This is a genomic window from Actinophytocola sp. (genome assembly GCF_050699915.1).
In the GTDB taxonomy this organism is placed as follows: domain Bacteria; phylum Actinomycetota; class Actinomycetes; order Mycobacteriales; family Pseudonocardiaceae; genus Actinophytocola.
On record NZ_JBOHGA010000055.1, the window covers coordinates 1 to 17,578 of the forward strand.

The following is a 17,578-nucleotide window of genomic DNA, read 5'->3' on the forward strand; positions in this document are numbered from 1 at the left end:
GCGCTGTCCGCGCGCGGCACCGACTGCCGGCGCGTAGCGGGCGACCGGGCGTTCCACACCTCGATGGTCGAGCCGGTGCTCGCCGAGCTGGCCCGCCAGGCCGCGGGGCTGGACTGGCGACCGCTGCGGCTGCCCGTGGTGACCGGTCTCGGCGGTGCCACGCTGGCGCCCGGCACCGTGCCAGGCGCCGACCACGTCCGCTCGCACACCCGGGAGACCGCCGACTACCACGCCGGCGTCGAGCGGCTCGTCGCGGACGGTGCCACCACGTTCGTGGAGCTCGGCCCGTCGGGCGTGCTCACCGCACTCGGCCGGCAGTGGCCGGCGACGACGTGGGTTCCGTTGCGCCGCAGGGGATCCGGCAGCGTCATGCCCGGCGTCGCGGCGCTGTTCTGCCACGGCGTCGACGTGGACTGGGCCGCCCTGCACCCCGGCCGGCGGGTGCCGCTGCCCACCTACCCGTTCCAGCTCACCCGCCACTGGGCAGGCCCTGCCGTGCCCGAGACCGAAGGTGCCGCCACCATGCCCGAGACCACCGGCCGGTACGACGAGGTGCTCGACAGGGTCCGGGACCTGACCGCGCACCACCTCGGTGACAAGCCGGACCACATCGGCGCGGACGTCCCGTTCTTCGACCTCGGCGCCGACTCGCTGCTGATGATCAACATGGTGCGCGAGCTCGAGGTCGCCTTCGGGGTGCGGGTCGCGATGCGCGAGCTGTTCGAGGAGGCGGACACCCCGGCCCGGCTCAGCTCCGTGATCGTGGACCGGATGCCGGCGGAGGAGCCCGCCGCGGCCGCGCCGACGCCCGAACCCACCGCGGCCGCTCCGGTCTCCGCGCCGGTCTCCGCGCCGCTCAATGGCACGGTCGATGCCGGACCGGTGGCCGAGCCGTCGCTGCCGCAGCTGCCGGCGTTTCCCGCCGTACCGTCGGATCCGGGCGTGCTGGCCGCGTCCGGTCACGATGCCGTCGTGCGCGAGCAGCTCGACCTGATGGGCCGGTTCACCCAGCTCATGTCCGAACAGGTCGCGCTGCTCGCCGGCCGCCCGGCGACCCCGGCCGCACCCGAGACCGCGTCCCGCAACGGCCAGGCACCCGCGCCGACACCGCCACCGGCAACGGCCGCGGCGCCGGTCCAGACCGGACCGCGGGTCGTGGTCGACCGCGCCGCCGGCATGTCCGGCGGCCGGCTGGACGAGCGGCAGCGCGCGCACCTCGACGACCTCGTGCGCCGCTACACCGAGCGGACCGCCCGGTCGAAGGAGATCGCCCAGCGCTACCGGCGGCCCCTCGCCGACAGCCGCGCGGTCGTCGGTTTCCGCAGTGTCACCAAGGAACTGCTGTACCCGCTCGCCGCGAAACGGGCCCGCGGCGCGCACCTGGAGGACGTCGACGGCAACACCTACGTCGACATCACCATGGGCTTCGGCATCCTGATGTTCGGCCACGAGCCGCACTTCGTGACCGACGCGGTCGACGCCTACCTCGCCGACGGGATGCGGCTCGGCCCGCGCGGCGAGGAGACCGGCCAGGCCGCCGCGCTGCTGTGCGAGCTCACCGGGCACGACCGCGCGGCGTTCGCCTCGTCGGGCACCGAGGCCAACTCGGCCGCGTTCCGGCTGGCGCGCGCGTACACCGGCCGCACCAAGATCGTCATGTTCGACGGCGCCTACCACGGCCACATCGACCCGGTACTGGGCCGCACCGTGCCGACCGGCGACGGCCTGCGCACCGTCCCCGTCTCCCCGGGCATCCCCGACTCGGCGGTCGCCGAGATGCTGGTCCTGCGCTACGGCGACGAGCAGAGCCTGGACATGATCCGGCGCCAGGCCGGGGAGATCGCCGCGGTCGTGGTGGAGGCGGTGCCGAGCCGCTACCCGGACCGCCAGCCCGTGGAGTTCGTGCGCGCGCTGCGCGAGCTGTGCGACCAGTACGGGATCGTGCTGCTGTTCGACGAGATGCTGACCGGCTTCCGTCCGCATCCTCAAGGCGCGCAAGGCATCTTCGGCGTCCGGGCGGACCTCGCGACCTACGGCAAGCTCATCGGCGGCGGCTACCCGATCGGCGCGATCGCCGGCCGCGCGGACATCATGGACTGGGTCGACGGCGGCTTCTGGTCCTACGGGGACGACAGCATCCCGGCCGGCGACACCACGTTCTTCGGCGGCACCTACATCCAACACCCGGTGTCGATGGTCGCGGCCAGGGCCGTGCTCACCTGGCTGCGCGACCAGGGCCCCGGACTCCAGCAGCGGCTCAACGAGCGGACCGCACGGCTCGCGGGCACGCTCAACGAGTTCTTCACCACCGAGGAGTTCCCGGTGGAGCTGCACCACTTCGGGTCGCTGTTCCGCTTCGTGCACCGGGGAAACCTCGAGCTGCTGTTCCACCACCTGGTGCTCGAAGGCGTGCACGTCTGGGAATGGCGCAACTTCTTCCTCTCCACCGCGCACAGCGACGGCGACGTCGACTTCGTCGCCGACGCCGTGCGCAACTCCCTGTACGACCTGCGCCGCGGCGGGTTCCTGCCCGGCTCCCGCCCGCCGGGCACCGCCCCGCGCGCACCGCTGCCCCGCATCCCGGCGATGGCGCGCATCCCGCTCGCCGAGCCGGACGCGGTGGAGGTCGCACCGACCACTCCGGACTTCAGCCTCTACTTCTTCGGCGACTACCCGCACGACGGCGACGGCGACAAGTACGCCGCGATCCTCGCCGCCGCCCGCTACGCCGACCGCAGCGGGATGCACGCGGTCTGGTTGCCGGAGCGCCACTTCGACTCGTTCGGTGGCGTGTTCCCGAACCCGTCGGTGCTCGCCGCCGCGATCGCCGCGCAGACCAGCCGGGTGCGCATCCACTCCGGCAGCGTCGTGCTGCCGCTGCACGACCCGATCCGCGTGGCCGAGGAATGGTCCGTCGTGGACAACCTGTCCGGCGGACGGGTGTCGCTCGGTGTGGCGAGCGGCTGGCACGCGCGGGACTTCGTGCTGGCACCGGAGGTCTACGGCAAGCACCGCGAGGCCATGTACACCGGTGTGGAGACCATTCGCGCGCTGTGGCGGGGTGACGCGCTCACCCGCACGGCGGGCAACGGAGAGCCGGTCGAGGTGCGCCTGTACCCGCGGCCGGTCCAGGAGGAGCCGGACTTCTACACCGCCATCGTCGGCAACCCGGACAGCTACCGGCAGGCCGCGGCGAACGGCTTCGGCGTGATCACCAACCTGCTGGCACAGGACGTCGGCCAGCTCGCCGAGAACATCGCGCTCTACCGCCGCACCAGGGCCGAGCACGGGCTCGACCCGGCCGGCGGCCGCGTCGTGCTGCTCCTGCACACCTACCTCGGCGAGGACACCGAGCGGGTCCGCGCCGAGGCGTTCGAACCGTTCTGCGCCTACCTGCGCTCGTCGCTGGCGCTGTTCGGCCAGGTGACCAACAGCCTCGGCTTCTCCATCGACCTGGAGAACACCGACAAGGAGGACCTCGACTACCTGCTCTCCCGCGCGTACGAGCGGTACTGCGCCGACCGCGCGCTGATCGGCAGCCCGGCCGACTGCGAGCCGATCGTGCACGCGCTCACCGCGATCGGCGTCGACGAGATCTCCTGCTTCGTCGACTTCGGACTGCCGCCGGCCCGGATCACCGCGGGCCTGCCGCACATCTCCGGGCTGCGGTCGGCGTTCACCGCGTCGGACGTGCACGAGACGACCACCACCGAACGGCAGATCTGGTACCTGGAGCAGGCCTTCCCTGGCCGGCCGACCTACAACGAGTCGCTGGTCGTGCGCCTGGACGGCGACCTGGACGTCGAGGCGCTGCGCGCCGCCATGACGACCGTGGTGGCCCGCCACCCCGGCCTGCGGTCGGTGTTCCGCGAGATCGACGGCGAGCCCCGGCGCGTCGTCGCCCGCACCCGCGAGATCACGCTCCCGGTGACCGACGACCTCGGCGCCGATCCGGACGAGGCCGCCGCCGCGATCATGGCCGCCGAGACCGCGCACCCGTTCGACCTCGCGCACGGCCCACTGTTCGAGCCCCGGCTGGTGCGCCTCGGCGAACGGCGGCACCTGCTGGTGCTGCGCCTGCACCATCTGGTCATCGACACGTGGTCCGCGGACATCCTCACCACCGAGCTCGCCGAGTGCTACCGCGCGGCGATGACGGGCGGCGTGCCGGACCTGCCCGAGCCGGGCGCGCTGGCGCCCGCGTCGCCCGTCCCCGCCGGCTCGCTCGCCTACTGGACCGACCTGCTCACCGGCGCGCCCGTGGAGATCTCGCTGCCGGCCGACCGGCCGCGTCCGGCCGAGCCGTCGGGTCGCGGCGCGACGGTGAGCGTCACGCTCGGCACCGCGACGACCGCGGCGATCAAGGAGCTGGCCCGCGCCCGCCGGAGCACCCCGTTCATGGTGCTCTTCGCCGGGTATGTCGCGGCGCTGCGGGCGCTGTCCGGGTGTGCCGACGTCGTCGTCGGCACGCCGTTCGCGCACCGGCCCGACGGCACCGAACGCACGGTGGGCTTCTTCGTGCACACCCTCCCACTGCGGGTGCGCGTGCCGGACGACGCCACGTTCGCCGACCTCGTGCGCGAGGTCCGCGACCAGATCATCAGCGCGCAGGAGCACCGCGAGGTGCCGCTGTCGGAGATCGTCCGCGCCCTGGGCGGCCCGGCCGATCCGCTGCGCAACCCGCTGTTCGATGTGGCCGTGGAGTTCGACAACGAGGCCACCTTCGAGCTGGACCTGCCCGGCGTCGAGGCAGTCCTGAGCGACGCCGCGGCCGACCGGGCACCGCTGGACCTGACGCTGTTCCTCACCAACCTCGGCGACACGATCCGCTGCCGCCTGAACTACGCCGTGGACCTGTTCGACGTGACCACCGCGAGGCGGGCGCTGGAGACGTTCCGCGCCGTGCTGACCGCCGCGGCCGCCGCGCCGGACGGCCCGCTCGGCGACCTGCTGGCGTCCGCCGTGGCCGGGCATGGCGACGTGGCCCGGTGGCAGGACGGCGGGCCGGTGGCCGCCGCGCCCCGCCTGCTCCACGATGGACTGTCCGAAGTGGATGGTCCGGCGGTCGTCGACGAGTCCGGCACGCTGTCCCGTGCCGCGTTGCACCGCAAGGCGGACGCGGTCGCCGCGGCGGTCGCGTCGCTTGTCCCCGACGCGGACGCGGCGGCCGGGTTCCCCGCGCCCGTCGCCGTGCACCTGCCGCGTGGCGCCGACGCGGTGGTCGCGATGGTCGGCGTGCTGCGGGCCGGGATCCCGTTCGTGCCGGTCGATCCAGTGCAGCCGCCCGCCCGGATCGCGGCCATGCTGGACCAGGCCGGGGTCGCGGCCGTGCTGTCCCACTCGACGCTGGCCGGCGCGCTGCCTGCCGGGGTGCCGGTCGTCCTCGTCGACGAGTTGGATGGTGAGCACGCACCAGGTTCGGTGCCGGTGCGCTCACCGGAGGACGTCGCGTACGTGCTGTTCACCTCCGGCTCCACCGGCGTGCCGAAGGGCTGTGTCGTCGAGCACCGCGCGATCACCAACACGCTCACCTGGCTGAGCCGCGATCTGGAGATCACCGCCGCGGACCGGCTGATGTGGTTCTCCAGCCCCGGTTTCGACGCCTCGGTCATCGACGTGTGGCCGGCACTGCACGCGGGCGCGCCCCTTCACGTCGTGCCACCGGAGCTGCGGTTCGATCCGCCGCGGCTGCGGGACTGGATGATCGGCGTCGGCGTTACCGTGGCGTTCATCCCGACGCCGATGTGCGAGCTGCTGCTCGACCTGGACTGGCCGGCGGACGGCAGCGTCGCGCTGCGCCACCTGATCACCGGCGGCGACCGGCTGCGGCGCCGGCCGGCGGAGTCGGCGCCGTTCGCGGTGTGGAACATCTACGGCCCGACGGAGGCGGCCGTGGCGTCCACGTGGACGCGGGTGCCGCCGCGCGGCGAGGGGCCGCCGACGATCGGGCGACCGGTGCCCGGCACCTGGGTGCGGGTCCTCGACGCGTCCGGTGCGCCGGTGCCGGTGGGCGTCGCCGGCGAGCTGTACCTCGGTGGCGCGCAGCTGGCCCGGGGCTACCTCGACCCGGCCGAGACCGCGGCCCGGTTCGCCGACCACGGCGAGCACGGCCGGCTGTACCGCACCGGGGACGTCGTGCGGTGGCGGTTCGACGGCGAGCTGGAGTTCCTGCACCGCAACGACGCCCAGGTGCAGATCCGCGGGTACCGCGTCGAGCCGGGCGAGATCGAGCACCAGCTGCGTGGCCTGCCGGGCGTCCGGGACGCCGCCGTGCGCACCGGGACCGGACCCGACGGCGTGGTCTCGCTCGCCGCGTACGTCGTGCCGGCGGACTCCGCCGTGACCGTGTCGGGGCTGCGCGCCGAGTTGGGCACTCGGTTGCCGGACCACATGGTGCCGACCGCGTGGGTGGCGCTGCCGGAGCTGCCGCTCAACACCAGCGGCAAGCTCGACCGCGCGGCGCTACCGGAGCCGGCGGCGGACCGGGTCGTGGCTGAACCCGCTGAACCCGCTGAACCCGCGACCGGCCTCGAACAGCGCCTGCGGGCCCTGTGGTGCGCCGAGCTCGGCGTCGACGAGGTGAGTGCGACGTCGACGTTCTTCGAGCTGGGCGGCCACTCGCTGACCGCGGTCCGGCTGGTGAACCGGATCCGCTCGGAGCTTGGCGTCGAACTCGGCGTCCTGGACTTCCTCCGGGCGCCGACCGTCCGCGGTCTCATGGCCCACCTCGCGCCGCCCGGGGACACCGGCGGCGACACGGGCGAGGACGCGGTGGTCCGCACGGCCCCGGCCAGCCGCGGCCAGCGCCACACCTACCGGCTGACCCGCAACAGCGACACGCCGAGCGTGCTCACGATCGCGACCCGGTTCACGCTGCGCGGCCACCTCGACCACGACGCGCTGCGGGACGCGCTGACCGCGCTCGCGGAGCGCCATCCCACACTGCGCACGCGCTACCGGCGCGACGGCGACAAGCTGTGGCAGGAGGTGCTGGCGCCGCGGCCGGTGCCGCTGCCGGTCGTCGAGGTGACCGAGGCCGACCTCGACGCGGCCGTCCTCGACCGGGCGACGCGGCCGTTCGACCTCGACGGCGAGGCGGGCATGCGAGCCGTCCTCTTCACCGTGTCGGCCGAGGTGGCCGAGCTGCTGATAGCCGTGCACCATTCGCTCAGCGACGGCTGGTCGACGACCGTGCTCATCCGCGACCTGGGCGAGCTGTACCGTGCCGCGCTGACCGGCGGCGAGCCGGAGCTGCCCGCGCTGACGGCCGACTACCTCGACTTCACCCACTGGGAGCAGGAGTACCTCGCCGACCCGGCCACGCGGGAGAAGGTGGCGGCGTGGGCGGCACAGGCCCGGCAGTGGGGCGCGGAACCGTTGCGGCTGCCCGTCGACCGGCCGCGCGCCGAACGGGTCACCGGCGGCGGGGAGGTCATCCGCGTCGACCTGTCCCCGTCGCTGACGGAGCGAGTGGCGGCGGTCGCGGCCGAACGCGGCACCACCCCGTTCGCGGTGCTGCTCGCGGTGTTCGCCGGGCTCGGCCACGAGCTGACCGGCTCGGCGGTCGTCGCGTCGCTCTGCGGGATGGCCAACCGCGGCGAGGCACGGTTCGAGGACGTCGTCGGCCTGTTCACCCACCCGGCGTGGCTCATGGTGCGGGTGGCGGACGCCGACTCGTTCGACGAGCTGGTCACCCGCGCGACCGAGGCGATCTGGCAGCAGATGGAACTGCCGGCCATCCCGCAGGCCACGCAGAACGAGGAGCTGGGCGGCCCGTTCTGGCCGGCACCGCCCCGGGTGCTGTTCGGGTTGTTCAACTGGGCGATGCCGGCGCTGGAGCTCGAGGGTGTCGAGCCGGCCGTCCCCGTCGATGTGGACCTGCCCGTGGCGCGCGCCGAGCAGACCTGGAACCTGATCGCCACCGACGACGGCGGGATGATGCTGCAGGTGGAGTACGCCACCCAGCTCTTCGACGCCGCCACGATGGCGTCGTGGACGCAGCGGTACATGGACCTGCTGACCAGCAGCCTCGCCGCGCCGGACACCCGGACCTGGCGGTAGCCCCGACGTCGGCCTCGCCTCACCGCACGAGTTCTGGTGAGTCAACTATCCCGACGCGGTGGCACATCTGTTCGAGGCGTTACCGCTCAGCCGAGATGTCGATACCGGACGTCTGGAGGCCGTGCTCCTGGGGCATCTCTGCCGGGCATACGTCGACCTGGGGAGCGAGCCTGTTCGCCGCGAAACACGGGCTGACCGTCGACCTTCCGCCGTCCACCACCCCGTAGCGGCTCCCGATGCGCCGCGCGGCTTGAGCGGTTATTCGGCCTTCGGGTCGCGGTTCGCGTCCACATTGGAGAAGCGATTCCACGTCATTGCACATCGGCGGACGCAGTGCATACACTTGCCGCCACAACTATCGGATCGTGCCGAAGCCCGTTCACAACACCTGCGAGGTGAACTGAGGCATGGGACGTCGTGGTTCCGTACTCGTGGCGGTCGTAGCGCTGATCGGCCTCGGCACGGCCTGTGAGGCGAAGTCTGGAAGCGACAGCGGCGCGCCCGCCGACTCCGACGAACCGATCGTGGTCGGCTCCACGCTGTCCCTTTCCGGCGCTTTCGCCGCGACCGGCGCCATTCACAAGATCGCCGGAGAGTTGTTCGTCGACCGGCTCAACGCCGACGGTGGATGGCTCGGCCGCGAGGTGCGCTGGGTGGTCCGCGACGACGAGTCGGACCAGGCGAAGGTGGCCACCCTCTACGAGCAGTTGATCAGCCAGGACAAGGTCGACCTCATCATCGGGCCGTACGCGACGCCCAACATCCTCTCGGCGATGGCGGTGGCGGAGCGGCACGGCTTCACGATGCCGCAACACACGTCCGTGCTCGCCCCGCAGATGGACTACGACTGCCAGTTCCCCGGCTGGTCGATCGGCCCGGAGCCCAACAAGTTCGTCCCCAACCAGCTGTTCGACGCGGTCGCGAGCTTGCCGAACCCACCCGCCAAGGTTGCCATCCTCACCAACCAGAACGGTTCGACCGACTTCGTCTCCTACGGGTCCGACGCCGACCGGGCCGGCGCGGTGTCCATCGCCAAGCAACGCGGCCTCGACGTCGTCGCCGAGATCCGCTACCCACCGACGACCACCGACTGGGCTCCAATCGCCACCCAGGTGCGCGACGCCGCACCCGACCTCGTCGTCAACAACGGCCTCGGCGTCGACCCGGTCAACCTGCTGCAGGCGATGACACAGCTGAACTACTCACCGCCACTCATGTTCAGCCTGTTCCCCGCACCCGGCCCACCGCTCGGCCTCGGTGCCGCGGCCGACGGCCTGCTGTCCGTGAGCATCTTCGAACCCAATGAGTCCACTCTGGACGAACTCGCCCCGGAGGCGACCGAGATCGTCGACGAGTTCCAGAGTCGCGCGGAGGCGGCAGACCTCCCCTACACGGTCTTCGAGACGCAGGCCGCGGCGTCGTGGACGGCCTGGGAGATCCTCGCCGACGCGGTCGTGGGCAGCGGCGGGCTCGACCAGGCGGCGCTGTGCGACGAGCTGCACGGCAACGGAGCGACCACGACGTTCAACGGGGACCTCACGTTCGACCCGGAGGTCAACAACTTCTGGCCGACCACCCAGACCATCAAGCAGGTCCAGAACTCCGACTGGGTCACCGTGTGGCCGGCCGACCGGGCCGCGGCGGAGCTACGCCGGCCGGCGTCCTGAGTCGGCATGAGCGAGCTTGCGAGCGAATCGATAACACAGGGCGACCGCGAGCGGCGGTACCGAGCCTGCGAGGGACCGTCGTGAGCACAGTTCAGTCGGCTCTGGCCGGAGCACTGCTGGGCGGTCTGTACGCGCTGATGGCGGCCGGCGTCTCGGTAATCTGGGGCGTACTGCGGATCATCAACCTGGCGCACTTCGGCATGATCCTTGTCAGTGCCTACTTCACCTTCCAGCTCGCCTCGGCGTGGAACATGGATCCCATCCTGACGCTGGCCGTCACCGCGCCGGGCATGGCGGCGCTCGGCGGGGCGCTGCAATGGGGTTATGAACGGCTCGGCATCACCGAGCTCAACTCGCTGCTGGTCAGCTTCGGGCTGCTCATCATCACGGTGCAGGTCGTGAGCAATGTCTGGAGCGCCGACTTCCAGCGGATGAGCTCGACGGTCAACCCCTACGCCACGGCATCGGTTTCCGTGGGGCGCCTCGTGTTCCCGGTCACCACGCTGTTCGCGTTCCTGATCGCGGTCACCCTCATCGCCGGCGCCCATCTGGCCCTGCAACGGACATTCGTCGGTCGGGCCATGCGCGCCAGCGCGCAGGATCGCACGATCGCGGCCGCGTACGGGATCAACCACCGCACCATGGGCATCCTGCTCGGCGCGGTCTCGGGCGCCACCGCCGCGGTCGCCGGCATGCTGTTCGCGCTGGCCAACGCGCTTACCCCGGCCACGGCGTTCGAGTGGTTCGGCACGGTGTTCGCCGTGGTGATCCTCGGCGGTATCGGCCATCTGATCGGCACGCTCGTCGCCGGCCTGGTGGTCGGCGCGCTGTCGGGCGTGGTGTCGTTGCTGCTGTCCCCCGCGGCCGCGCCGTTCGTGCTGTTCTCGGTGATCGTCGTGACCCTGCTGCTGCGACCGCACGGGCTGTTCGCCCGCAAGGCGTTCCGGTGATCCTGCGGGGGCTGGCGGGGATCGCGCTCGCGGTCGCGGCGCTGGCCGTACTGTCACTGTACCGGGAGACCCTGGGCTTCCCGATCTCATACCTGGCGCTGCTGACCACCATGCTGTTCTGGGTCACCCAGGCGACGAGCTGGAACATCCTGTCCGGGTACAGCGGGTACTTCAGCTTCGGCCAGGCCGCCTACGTCGGTGTCGGGGCGTACACGACGGCCGTGCTGTTCGGTCGGCACCAGGTCGACTTCTACCTGACCGTCGTGATCGCCGCGGCCCTCTGCGCGCTGCTCGCGCTCGGGATGGGCTTCGTCGCGTTCCGGCTACGATCCCTGCGCGGCGAGATCTTCGCCCTGCTCACCCTGGCCGTGCCGTTCATCCTCGCCGCACTGGCCCGGATCAACAACGCGATCGACGGCGGCCAGGGGGTCGTGGTCGGCATTCCGCCCTTCCCCGCCCAGCTCGGCCTGCTCCAGGACTTCCTGTACCTGGCCAGCCTGATCGTCGCGGGGGTCGCGGTGGCGGTGGCGTTCGTCATGGCGCACACGCGGTCCGGCCGGGCGCTCGCGTCCATTCGGGACGCCGAGGACGTCGCCGAGGCGCTGGGGGTCGGGACCTTCCGGTACAAGCTGCAGGCACTCGTGGCCAGTGCGGTGATCGGTGGGGTCGGCGGCAGCGTCTTCGCCCTCCAGATCGGGTTCGTCACCGTAGAGAGCGTGTTCAATCTGACCGTACCGCTGTTCGTGATCGTGATGAGCGTGCTCGGCGGGCGCACGCACTGGTCCGGGCCGCTGATCGGGGCGGTGCTGGTCGTGCTGCTGCAGGATCGCCTCACCGCCCTCGGTCTCACCGGCTGGCCGCTCATCGTCCTCGGAGCCGTACTGGTCGTGCTGGTCGTCGTGGCACCCGACGGGCTCTACGTTCGACTCCGGAACCAGTGGCCGGGCACGCTGATCGCCTTCGGCCTTGTCACCGCGGCGCTGTGGGCGGGCGGCATCGAAGAGCCGCTCGACGCGATCCTGATCGGGATGCTCACCGGCACTGCGGTCGCCCTGTCGCCGCTGCGGCGGCGTGCCCGTGCGGAGGCGCCGTCGCGAGCGGAACCCGTACCATCCACAAAGGACGAACTACCATCCCCTGTGGACGCGGCCGGCGCGGTGCTGGTGGAGTGCCGGAACCTCACCCGGCATTTCGGCGGCGTGCGCGCGGTGGTCGACCTCACCCTGGAGATCCGGGAGGGTGAGCTGGTCGGCCTTGTCGGACCGAACGGCTCGGGCAAGACCACGCTGGTCAACCTGCTCGCCGGGAGCCTGCGCCCGACCAGTGGCCGCATCCTCATCGCCGGTCACGACACCACAACTCTGCCGCCACACCGGATCGCCCACGCCGGCGTGGCCCGCACCTACCAGATCCCGCGGCCGTTCGCGTCGATGACCGTGCGGGACAACGTGGCCATGGCCGTCATGTTCGGGCGGGTGCCCAGACAGCTGGCACACGCCCGCCGCGTCGCCGCCGAACACCTGGCCGTGGTCGAGCTCGATCATCTGGCGGACGCCTACCCGTCCGCGCTCAACCTGCACCAGCGGCAGTTGCTGGAGATGGCTCGCGCTCTCGCAACCGCGCCGAAGGTGCTGCTGCTCGATGAGGCACTGGCCGGGCTGAACCCCGCGGAGATCGACAACGCGGTCGCTGTGATCCGCCGCATCCATGCCAACGGCGTGTCCATCGTCATCGTCGAGCACCTGCTGCGGGTGGTCAAAGCGCTGTCCACCCGCGTCGTCGTGCTCGACCGCGGATCGTGCCTGGCCGACGGCGACCCCAAGACAGTGCTGGCCGACCCCGCTGTCGTCGCCGCCTACCTGGGAAGGCGCGCACATGCTTGAGATCAGTCAGCTGGACGCGTTCCACGGTGACGCACAAGCACTGTGGGACGTCACCCTCGACGTCGGCGCTGGTGAGACGGTCAGCCTCATCGGTCCCAACGGCGCCGGGAAGTCCACGCTCGTGGCGTCGGTCGCCGGCCTGCACGCGTCGGTCCGGGGCCACATCGACATCGGCGGCGTCGACGTGGTCGGCCTGCCGGCACACCGGGTCTGCGCACACGGCGTGGCCGTCGTCCCCGAAGGACGCCGCATCTTCGGCCAGATGTCCGTGCACGACAACCTCTGTCTCGGTGCCTACCGCCGCACGGCCCGGGCCCGGTACCGGCAGACCATGGCCGAGGTGTTCGAGCTGTTCCCCCGGCTGTCGGCCAGGTCCACGCAGCTGGCCGGCAGCCTGTCGGGCGGAGAGCAGCAGATGCTGGCCATCGGTCGCGCCCTGATGGCCAGACCGAGCCTGCTGCTCCTGGACGAGCCGTCACTCGGCCTCGCCCCGGTCGTGATCGACGAGGTCTTCGAGGCCATCACCACCATCAACCAGGGCGGCGTGAGTGTGCTGCTCGTTGAGCAGGACATCGACCGGGCACTGGAGATCTCCACCCGCGGCTACCTGCTCGCCGAAGGCCGGATCATCGTCGGCGCCCCGTCGAATCGCCTACGTGACAACGAGGACGTGCGCCGCGACGTACTGGGCATCTGAGGATCCGAGCGGTCTGCCGACAACTCGTGGAGCAGCACCCGGCGCGCCGTGGGACTGGCGCCGACGGCAGTGACCAGCGGCGCTCCGGCTGTCGACATCCTCGACCACCCGAGCCGGGTGGTTCGAACGCCTCGCGCGATCGCAGCGGCCAGCTCGCGCGCAAGATGTTCATCGGGCGGTCCGCGGCGGCGGGCACAGCTTCGCCGAACACTCCACATCGGACGGAGTCGTGGTGGACCTGGGCGGTCTGGACACGGTCGAGGTGCTGGCCGACCAGGTGATCGTGGGCGCCGGGGTGCGCGTCGGCGTGCTCGCGGACCGGCTCGCGAGCGAGGGGCTGGTTGTGCCGGTCGGCTGGTGCCGCTCGGTCGGCGTGACCGGGGCCGTGCTCGGCGGCGGGTACGGGGTGCTCGGCCGCACACGGTGCAGACCGGCACGCGCGCCACAGCCCGGAGCCGCGCCGCGGCGGTCGCCTGGGTCGGCGGTTCGTACGCGATCACTCACCACGCCGGCGCCGGTTTCCGAACTACCCGGATCTCGCCCATGCCGGCGACCCGGCCCACTACTACGGCGAGCACCTCCCCCGCCTACGCGAGGTCAAGGCCACATACGACCCGGCCGGGTTGTTCCGTTGCGGTATCGGTCTGTGAACCAGCGCCAAACCCACCCGTAGCGGTGGCGGCCGCTCAGGTGACGGTGTTCGGACCCGGGACTCCTTCCGGCTTGTCAGCGCTGACTCGGCGTTCCTGTCGTCCACGTGTTTGGTCAAAGATTGGCGGCCGCGATCGGTGATCGACTAGAACTAGACCTGTGGAGCAGGGCGATCAGACTCTTGGGCATCGGCGTGCGGTGCAACTCGTGCAACAACTCATGGCGCGCCGACCGCACCGCGGTGTGACGCGCAGTCTCAGGCACCCGGTCCTGGTACTCGAAGGCGCCCGTGGCTGCGGAAAGACCGCCTTGGTCGACGCCCTCGTTCAACGGTTCGAGCAGCGTGTCCCTGTCGCGCGGATCGACTTCGAGCGGAATCGGGCGGCAACCGTTCCCGAAGTATTGTCCGCTATCGCCTTCCAGCTCGGGAATACGTGCGAGCGGTACGGCTCTCTGGAGTTCTCCCGGCTGGCGATCGGCAGGTTGGTCATGGAGGCCGAGCTGCCGGGCAGTCGCCCGAAGGCGCGCGCGGAGGTCCAGCGGCTGCTCTCCGCGCATGTCGACATCGACGCGATACGGCCGATTCTCCGGGACACCGCGGGCGCGATCGCCGTACTCCTCGCACCAGACGGCGCCGCGGTCCAGGCCCCCGCGAGGCTCGGGATCGAAGTGGTGCTACGCGTGATCCGCCGCGTGCGGGCGTTGTCTCCCGAGTGGTACGCCCACCAAGACCGTGGGTTGCGGAAGAATCCGCTCGACGCCCTCGTTGATCTCAATACCTGGACGAGGGAGGGGCACACCATCCAGGTCAACGAACTGCTCTGGAATGCCCTACTCGCTGACCTGCGGCACGAGTTCCAGAAATCGAAGCACGCGTTCGAGATGACACTCAACTGCGTGATGTTACTCGACAACACCGACACGCCACTCGGCCAGGATTTCGTCAACGGCTTGGTAGAGGCCCGCAAAAGTCGGCTGGTGCGTGGAACAGATTCAGCCGATCCGGTGACCGCGGTCGCCACCAGCCGAGGCGAGCTGCTCGCGGGGGTGCACGGGCCGGGGCTGGTCGAGTACGTCGGCCCGGAAAGCGATGCCGATCTCGCCGTAGAAGTCAACGACGAGCCCAACTGGTGGTGCCACTTCGTACTGCGTGATCTCAGCGAACGCGAGGCAGGCGTGCTGGTGTCGGCGCTACCGCCCAACCCCGACGGCCACGTCCAGTCGATCGCCAACCACCAGCTGACCTCCATGGTCTATCGCCTCACCGACGGCCACCCCTCGTCGACCGCGCTGCTCGTGGACGCGATGCGCGAGCACCCTCTCGAGCACGGCGACGCCCTGACACGCCTGCTGGACCTCCCCGAACCCGGCCGCGACCCGGACCGCCTGCCGCTGGTCGACCGGCTGAGGCAACGACTGCTCGGCGAGTTCACCGAGGACACCTACGAAGACCTGGTCACCTGCGCCGCGGCCAGCCGCAAACAACACGCCAGCCTGCTCGCCGCCCGCGGGGACCTGCTCATCGGCGGCATCAACAGCTATCGCGAGATCGCCCCCGTGCTCTGGCCGGCCTCCGGCGGAGCCGGACCGGATGTCCTGCGCCGCCTGCTGCTTCTTCAGCTTGCCGCGCGAGACGGCGCCGAAGCGCCCGACTGGACGAAGGTCCACGAATGGTTCTTGGCCCGCTGCGACCAGGACGGCGACGAGGAAGGCAGCCTGCACTACGCCATGGCCAACGGCGACATCACCATTGCCAGCGAGGGCCTGCGCCAGCGGCTGGCCGACGACTCCGCCGACTGGGTCCGGCTGCTGCGCTCGGTCACCAGCATGCCCCGCCGGCCGGTCGATCCCACCGTGTCGCCGATGGATCAGCTCCGCGCCGCCATCGACCGCCGCTCCCAGCGGCTGACCCGCCTGATCGTCGCCCGCTGGATCGCCTACGACCCCTTCATCTCCAACCGGCGCCGCGCCCTGCACCGCCAGATCGCCGCCGACTACGACTTCGTCGCCGGGCTCGCCGATGGCGACCCCGAACCGCTGCTGAACGAGGCTGACAGTCACCGCCAGCAAGCCGAGCTGTGGAGCTGAGGAGGTTCCGTGTCCGACGACCATGATGTGTTCGGCCAAGAGGACGACTGGGCGGGGCCGCCCGATCCGCAGGGCTTCTGGCGGCGGCTCCGCGTTCGGCTGCGCCGGCATCGCACCACGGTCGCGCTGGTCGTGGTGGTGGCGGTCGTCGCCACGGTGGTCGCCGTCAAGGTGTGGCCGGATGACAGCTGCGGGAACGAAGGCTCCGGCGTCCAGCGGATCGACGGTCAGTGCGTGGGGGTCACTGACGGCACCTTCGTGTTCCACCAGTCCTTCGCCGACATCCAGGCCCGGATCGCCACGGAGAACCGGCGGGTGAGCGGCTCCGGCGAGACGGTGACCGTCGCACTACTGGATCCGTTGACGGTGACCGACACCTCGGCAGCGAGTGTCGCGCAAGTTCGCAACGAGCTGGCGGGCGCGTACACGGCGCAGTACCGCATCAACCACACCGCGGCCGTCGGCGACCGGCGGCCGCTGGTCAAGCTGGTGTTGGCCAACTGGGGCAGCCATCAACTGCAGTGGCGGCCGGTGGTCGAGCAACTGGAAGGAATGGTCGACGACCCCGACCCGCTGGTGGCCGTGGTCGGTCTGCGACTGTCCACAGTGCAGACCGAGCAGGCGGCCAAGCGGCTGGCGCAGCGCGGCATCCCGATGGTCAGCTCGATCGCGACCGCCGACCAGCTCAACTACGGCGCCATCCGGGGGTTCGTCCGGGCCTCACCACCCAACACCGAGTACGTCGCGGCCCTTCGCACCTACCTGCGGCACCACCCGAAGCTGGACTCGGCCCTGATGGTCTACGACGCGAACTCCGATGCCAGCCCCAGCTCCGGGACGCGCACCGGCTCGGACCTGTTCACCAGATCGCTGCGCGCCGACTTCGACAAGGGCATGGCGTTCGCGAAGGAGTATCCCGCGCAGAGTTTCGTGGGAAAGTCAGGCCTGTCCGAGGCGAGCCCTGACCTCTTCACCAACATCACGGCGAACCTGTGCGCCGTGAAGCCCGAAGTGGTTCTCTACGCCGGTCGGGTCGTCGACTTCAGCGGGTTTCTGGATTCGCTGCACAACCGGGTCTGCCCGGACACACCGATGACCGTGCTCGCGGCGGGTGCCGACTTCGGCGCACTGGGACTCCGCTCGAAGCAGGCGCAGCTGGCGGAGAAGAATCTCAGCGTCGTGTACGCGACCGAGACCGATCCACATGGCTGGGTGAGGGGTGCGCCCGGAACTCCGCAGTTCTTCAAGGAGTTCTACGACCAGTACCGCGAGCTCGGGTTCGCCCAGACAGACCTCGACGACGGCGGGGCGATATCCACCCACGACGCGATGCTCATCGCGGCGAAGGCGGCGCGGCTGTCCGCTCGTTCGCATCCGGACCACACCCTGCCGAGTCATGTCGACGTGCTCAACCAGATGCTCAACCTGAACAGCCTGGACGAGGTCCCCGGTGCATCCGGGAAACTGAGTTTCAGCTACCGCGGAGCGAACAGTGGAAACCCCAGCAACAAGCCGGTCCCGGTGATCGAGGTGCCGTCGTCGGCGGTGGAACAGACCGCGGAGGTTCACCTCACACGCTGA

8 protein-coding genes and 1 pseudogene are annotated in these 17,578 nt (G+C 71.0%); all 9 read left to right on the forward strand.

Translation table 11 applies throughout. The features are described 5' to 3' along the window. Positions 1–63: 63 nt before the first annotated feature. Positions 64–8,061, forward strand: a complete 7,998-nt coding sequence (locus tag ACRDSK_RS12850; RefSeq protein WP_431440695.1) for a MupA/Atu3671 family FMN-dependent luciferase-like monooxygenase — start codon at positions 64–66, stop codon at positions 8,059–8,061. Positions 8,062–8,468: 407 nt separating this feature from the next. Then, positions 8,469–9,728 (forward strand): amino acid ABC transporter substrate-binding protein, encoded by a 1,260-nt coding sequence (locus ACRDSK_RS12855; protein ID WP_431440697.1) that lies wholly within the window; start codon positions 8,469–8,471, stop codon positions 9,726–9,728. 80 nt (positions 9,729–9,808) lie between these two features. Continuing rightward, positions 9,809–10,678: a branched-chain amino acid ABC transporter permease gene (locus ACRDSK_RS12860; RefSeq protein ID WP_431440698.1), complete on the forward strand. Its 870-nt coding sequence runs from the start codon at positions 9,809–9,811 to the stop codon at positions 10,676–10,678. After that, the gene (locus ACRDSK_RS12865; RefSeq protein WP_431440700.1) at positions 10,675–12,561 is read left to right on the forward strand and encodes an ATP-binding cassette domain-containing protein; all 1,887 of its coding nucleotides are present in this window, start codon (positions 10,675–10,677) and stop codon (positions 12,559–12,561) included. The genes ACRDSK_RS12860 and ACRDSK_RS12865 overlap by 4 nt, the downstream gene beginning before the upstream one ends. Beyond that, positions 12,554–13,258 (forward strand): ABC transporter ATP-binding protein, encoded by a 705-nt coding sequence (locus ACRDSK_RS12870; protein WP_431440701.1) that lies wholly within the window; start codon positions 12,554–12,556, stop codon positions 13,256–13,258. The genes ACRDSK_RS12865 and ACRDSK_RS12870 overlap by 8 nt, the downstream gene beginning before the upstream one ends. A gap of 88 nt (positions 13,259–13,346) precedes the next feature. Further along, positions 13,347–13,661 (forward strand): annotated as a pseudogene (locus ACRDSK_RS12875) (FAD-binding protein); the annotation flags it as partial. A gap of 70 nt (positions 13,662–13,731) precedes the next feature. Continuing rightward, positions 13,732–13,908, forward strand: a complete 177-nt coding sequence (locus ACRDSK_RS12880; protein WP_431440730.1) for a BBE domain-containing protein — start codon at positions 13,732–13,734, stop codon at positions 13,906–13,908. Between the two features lie 160 nt (positions 13,909–14,068). Beyond that, the gene (locus ACRDSK_RS12885) at positions 14,069–15,997 is read left to right on the forward strand and encodes a hypothetical protein (protein ID WP_431440702.1); all 1,929 of its coding nucleotides are present in this window, start codon (positions 14,069–14,071) and stop codon (positions 15,995–15,997) included. A gap of 9 nt (positions 15,998–16,006) precedes the next feature. Beyond that, positions 16,007–17,578, forward strand: coding sequence for an ABC transporter substrate-binding protein (locus ACRDSK_RS12890; protein WP_431440704.1), 1,572 nt, complete (start codon positions 16,007–16,009; stop codon positions 17,576–17,578).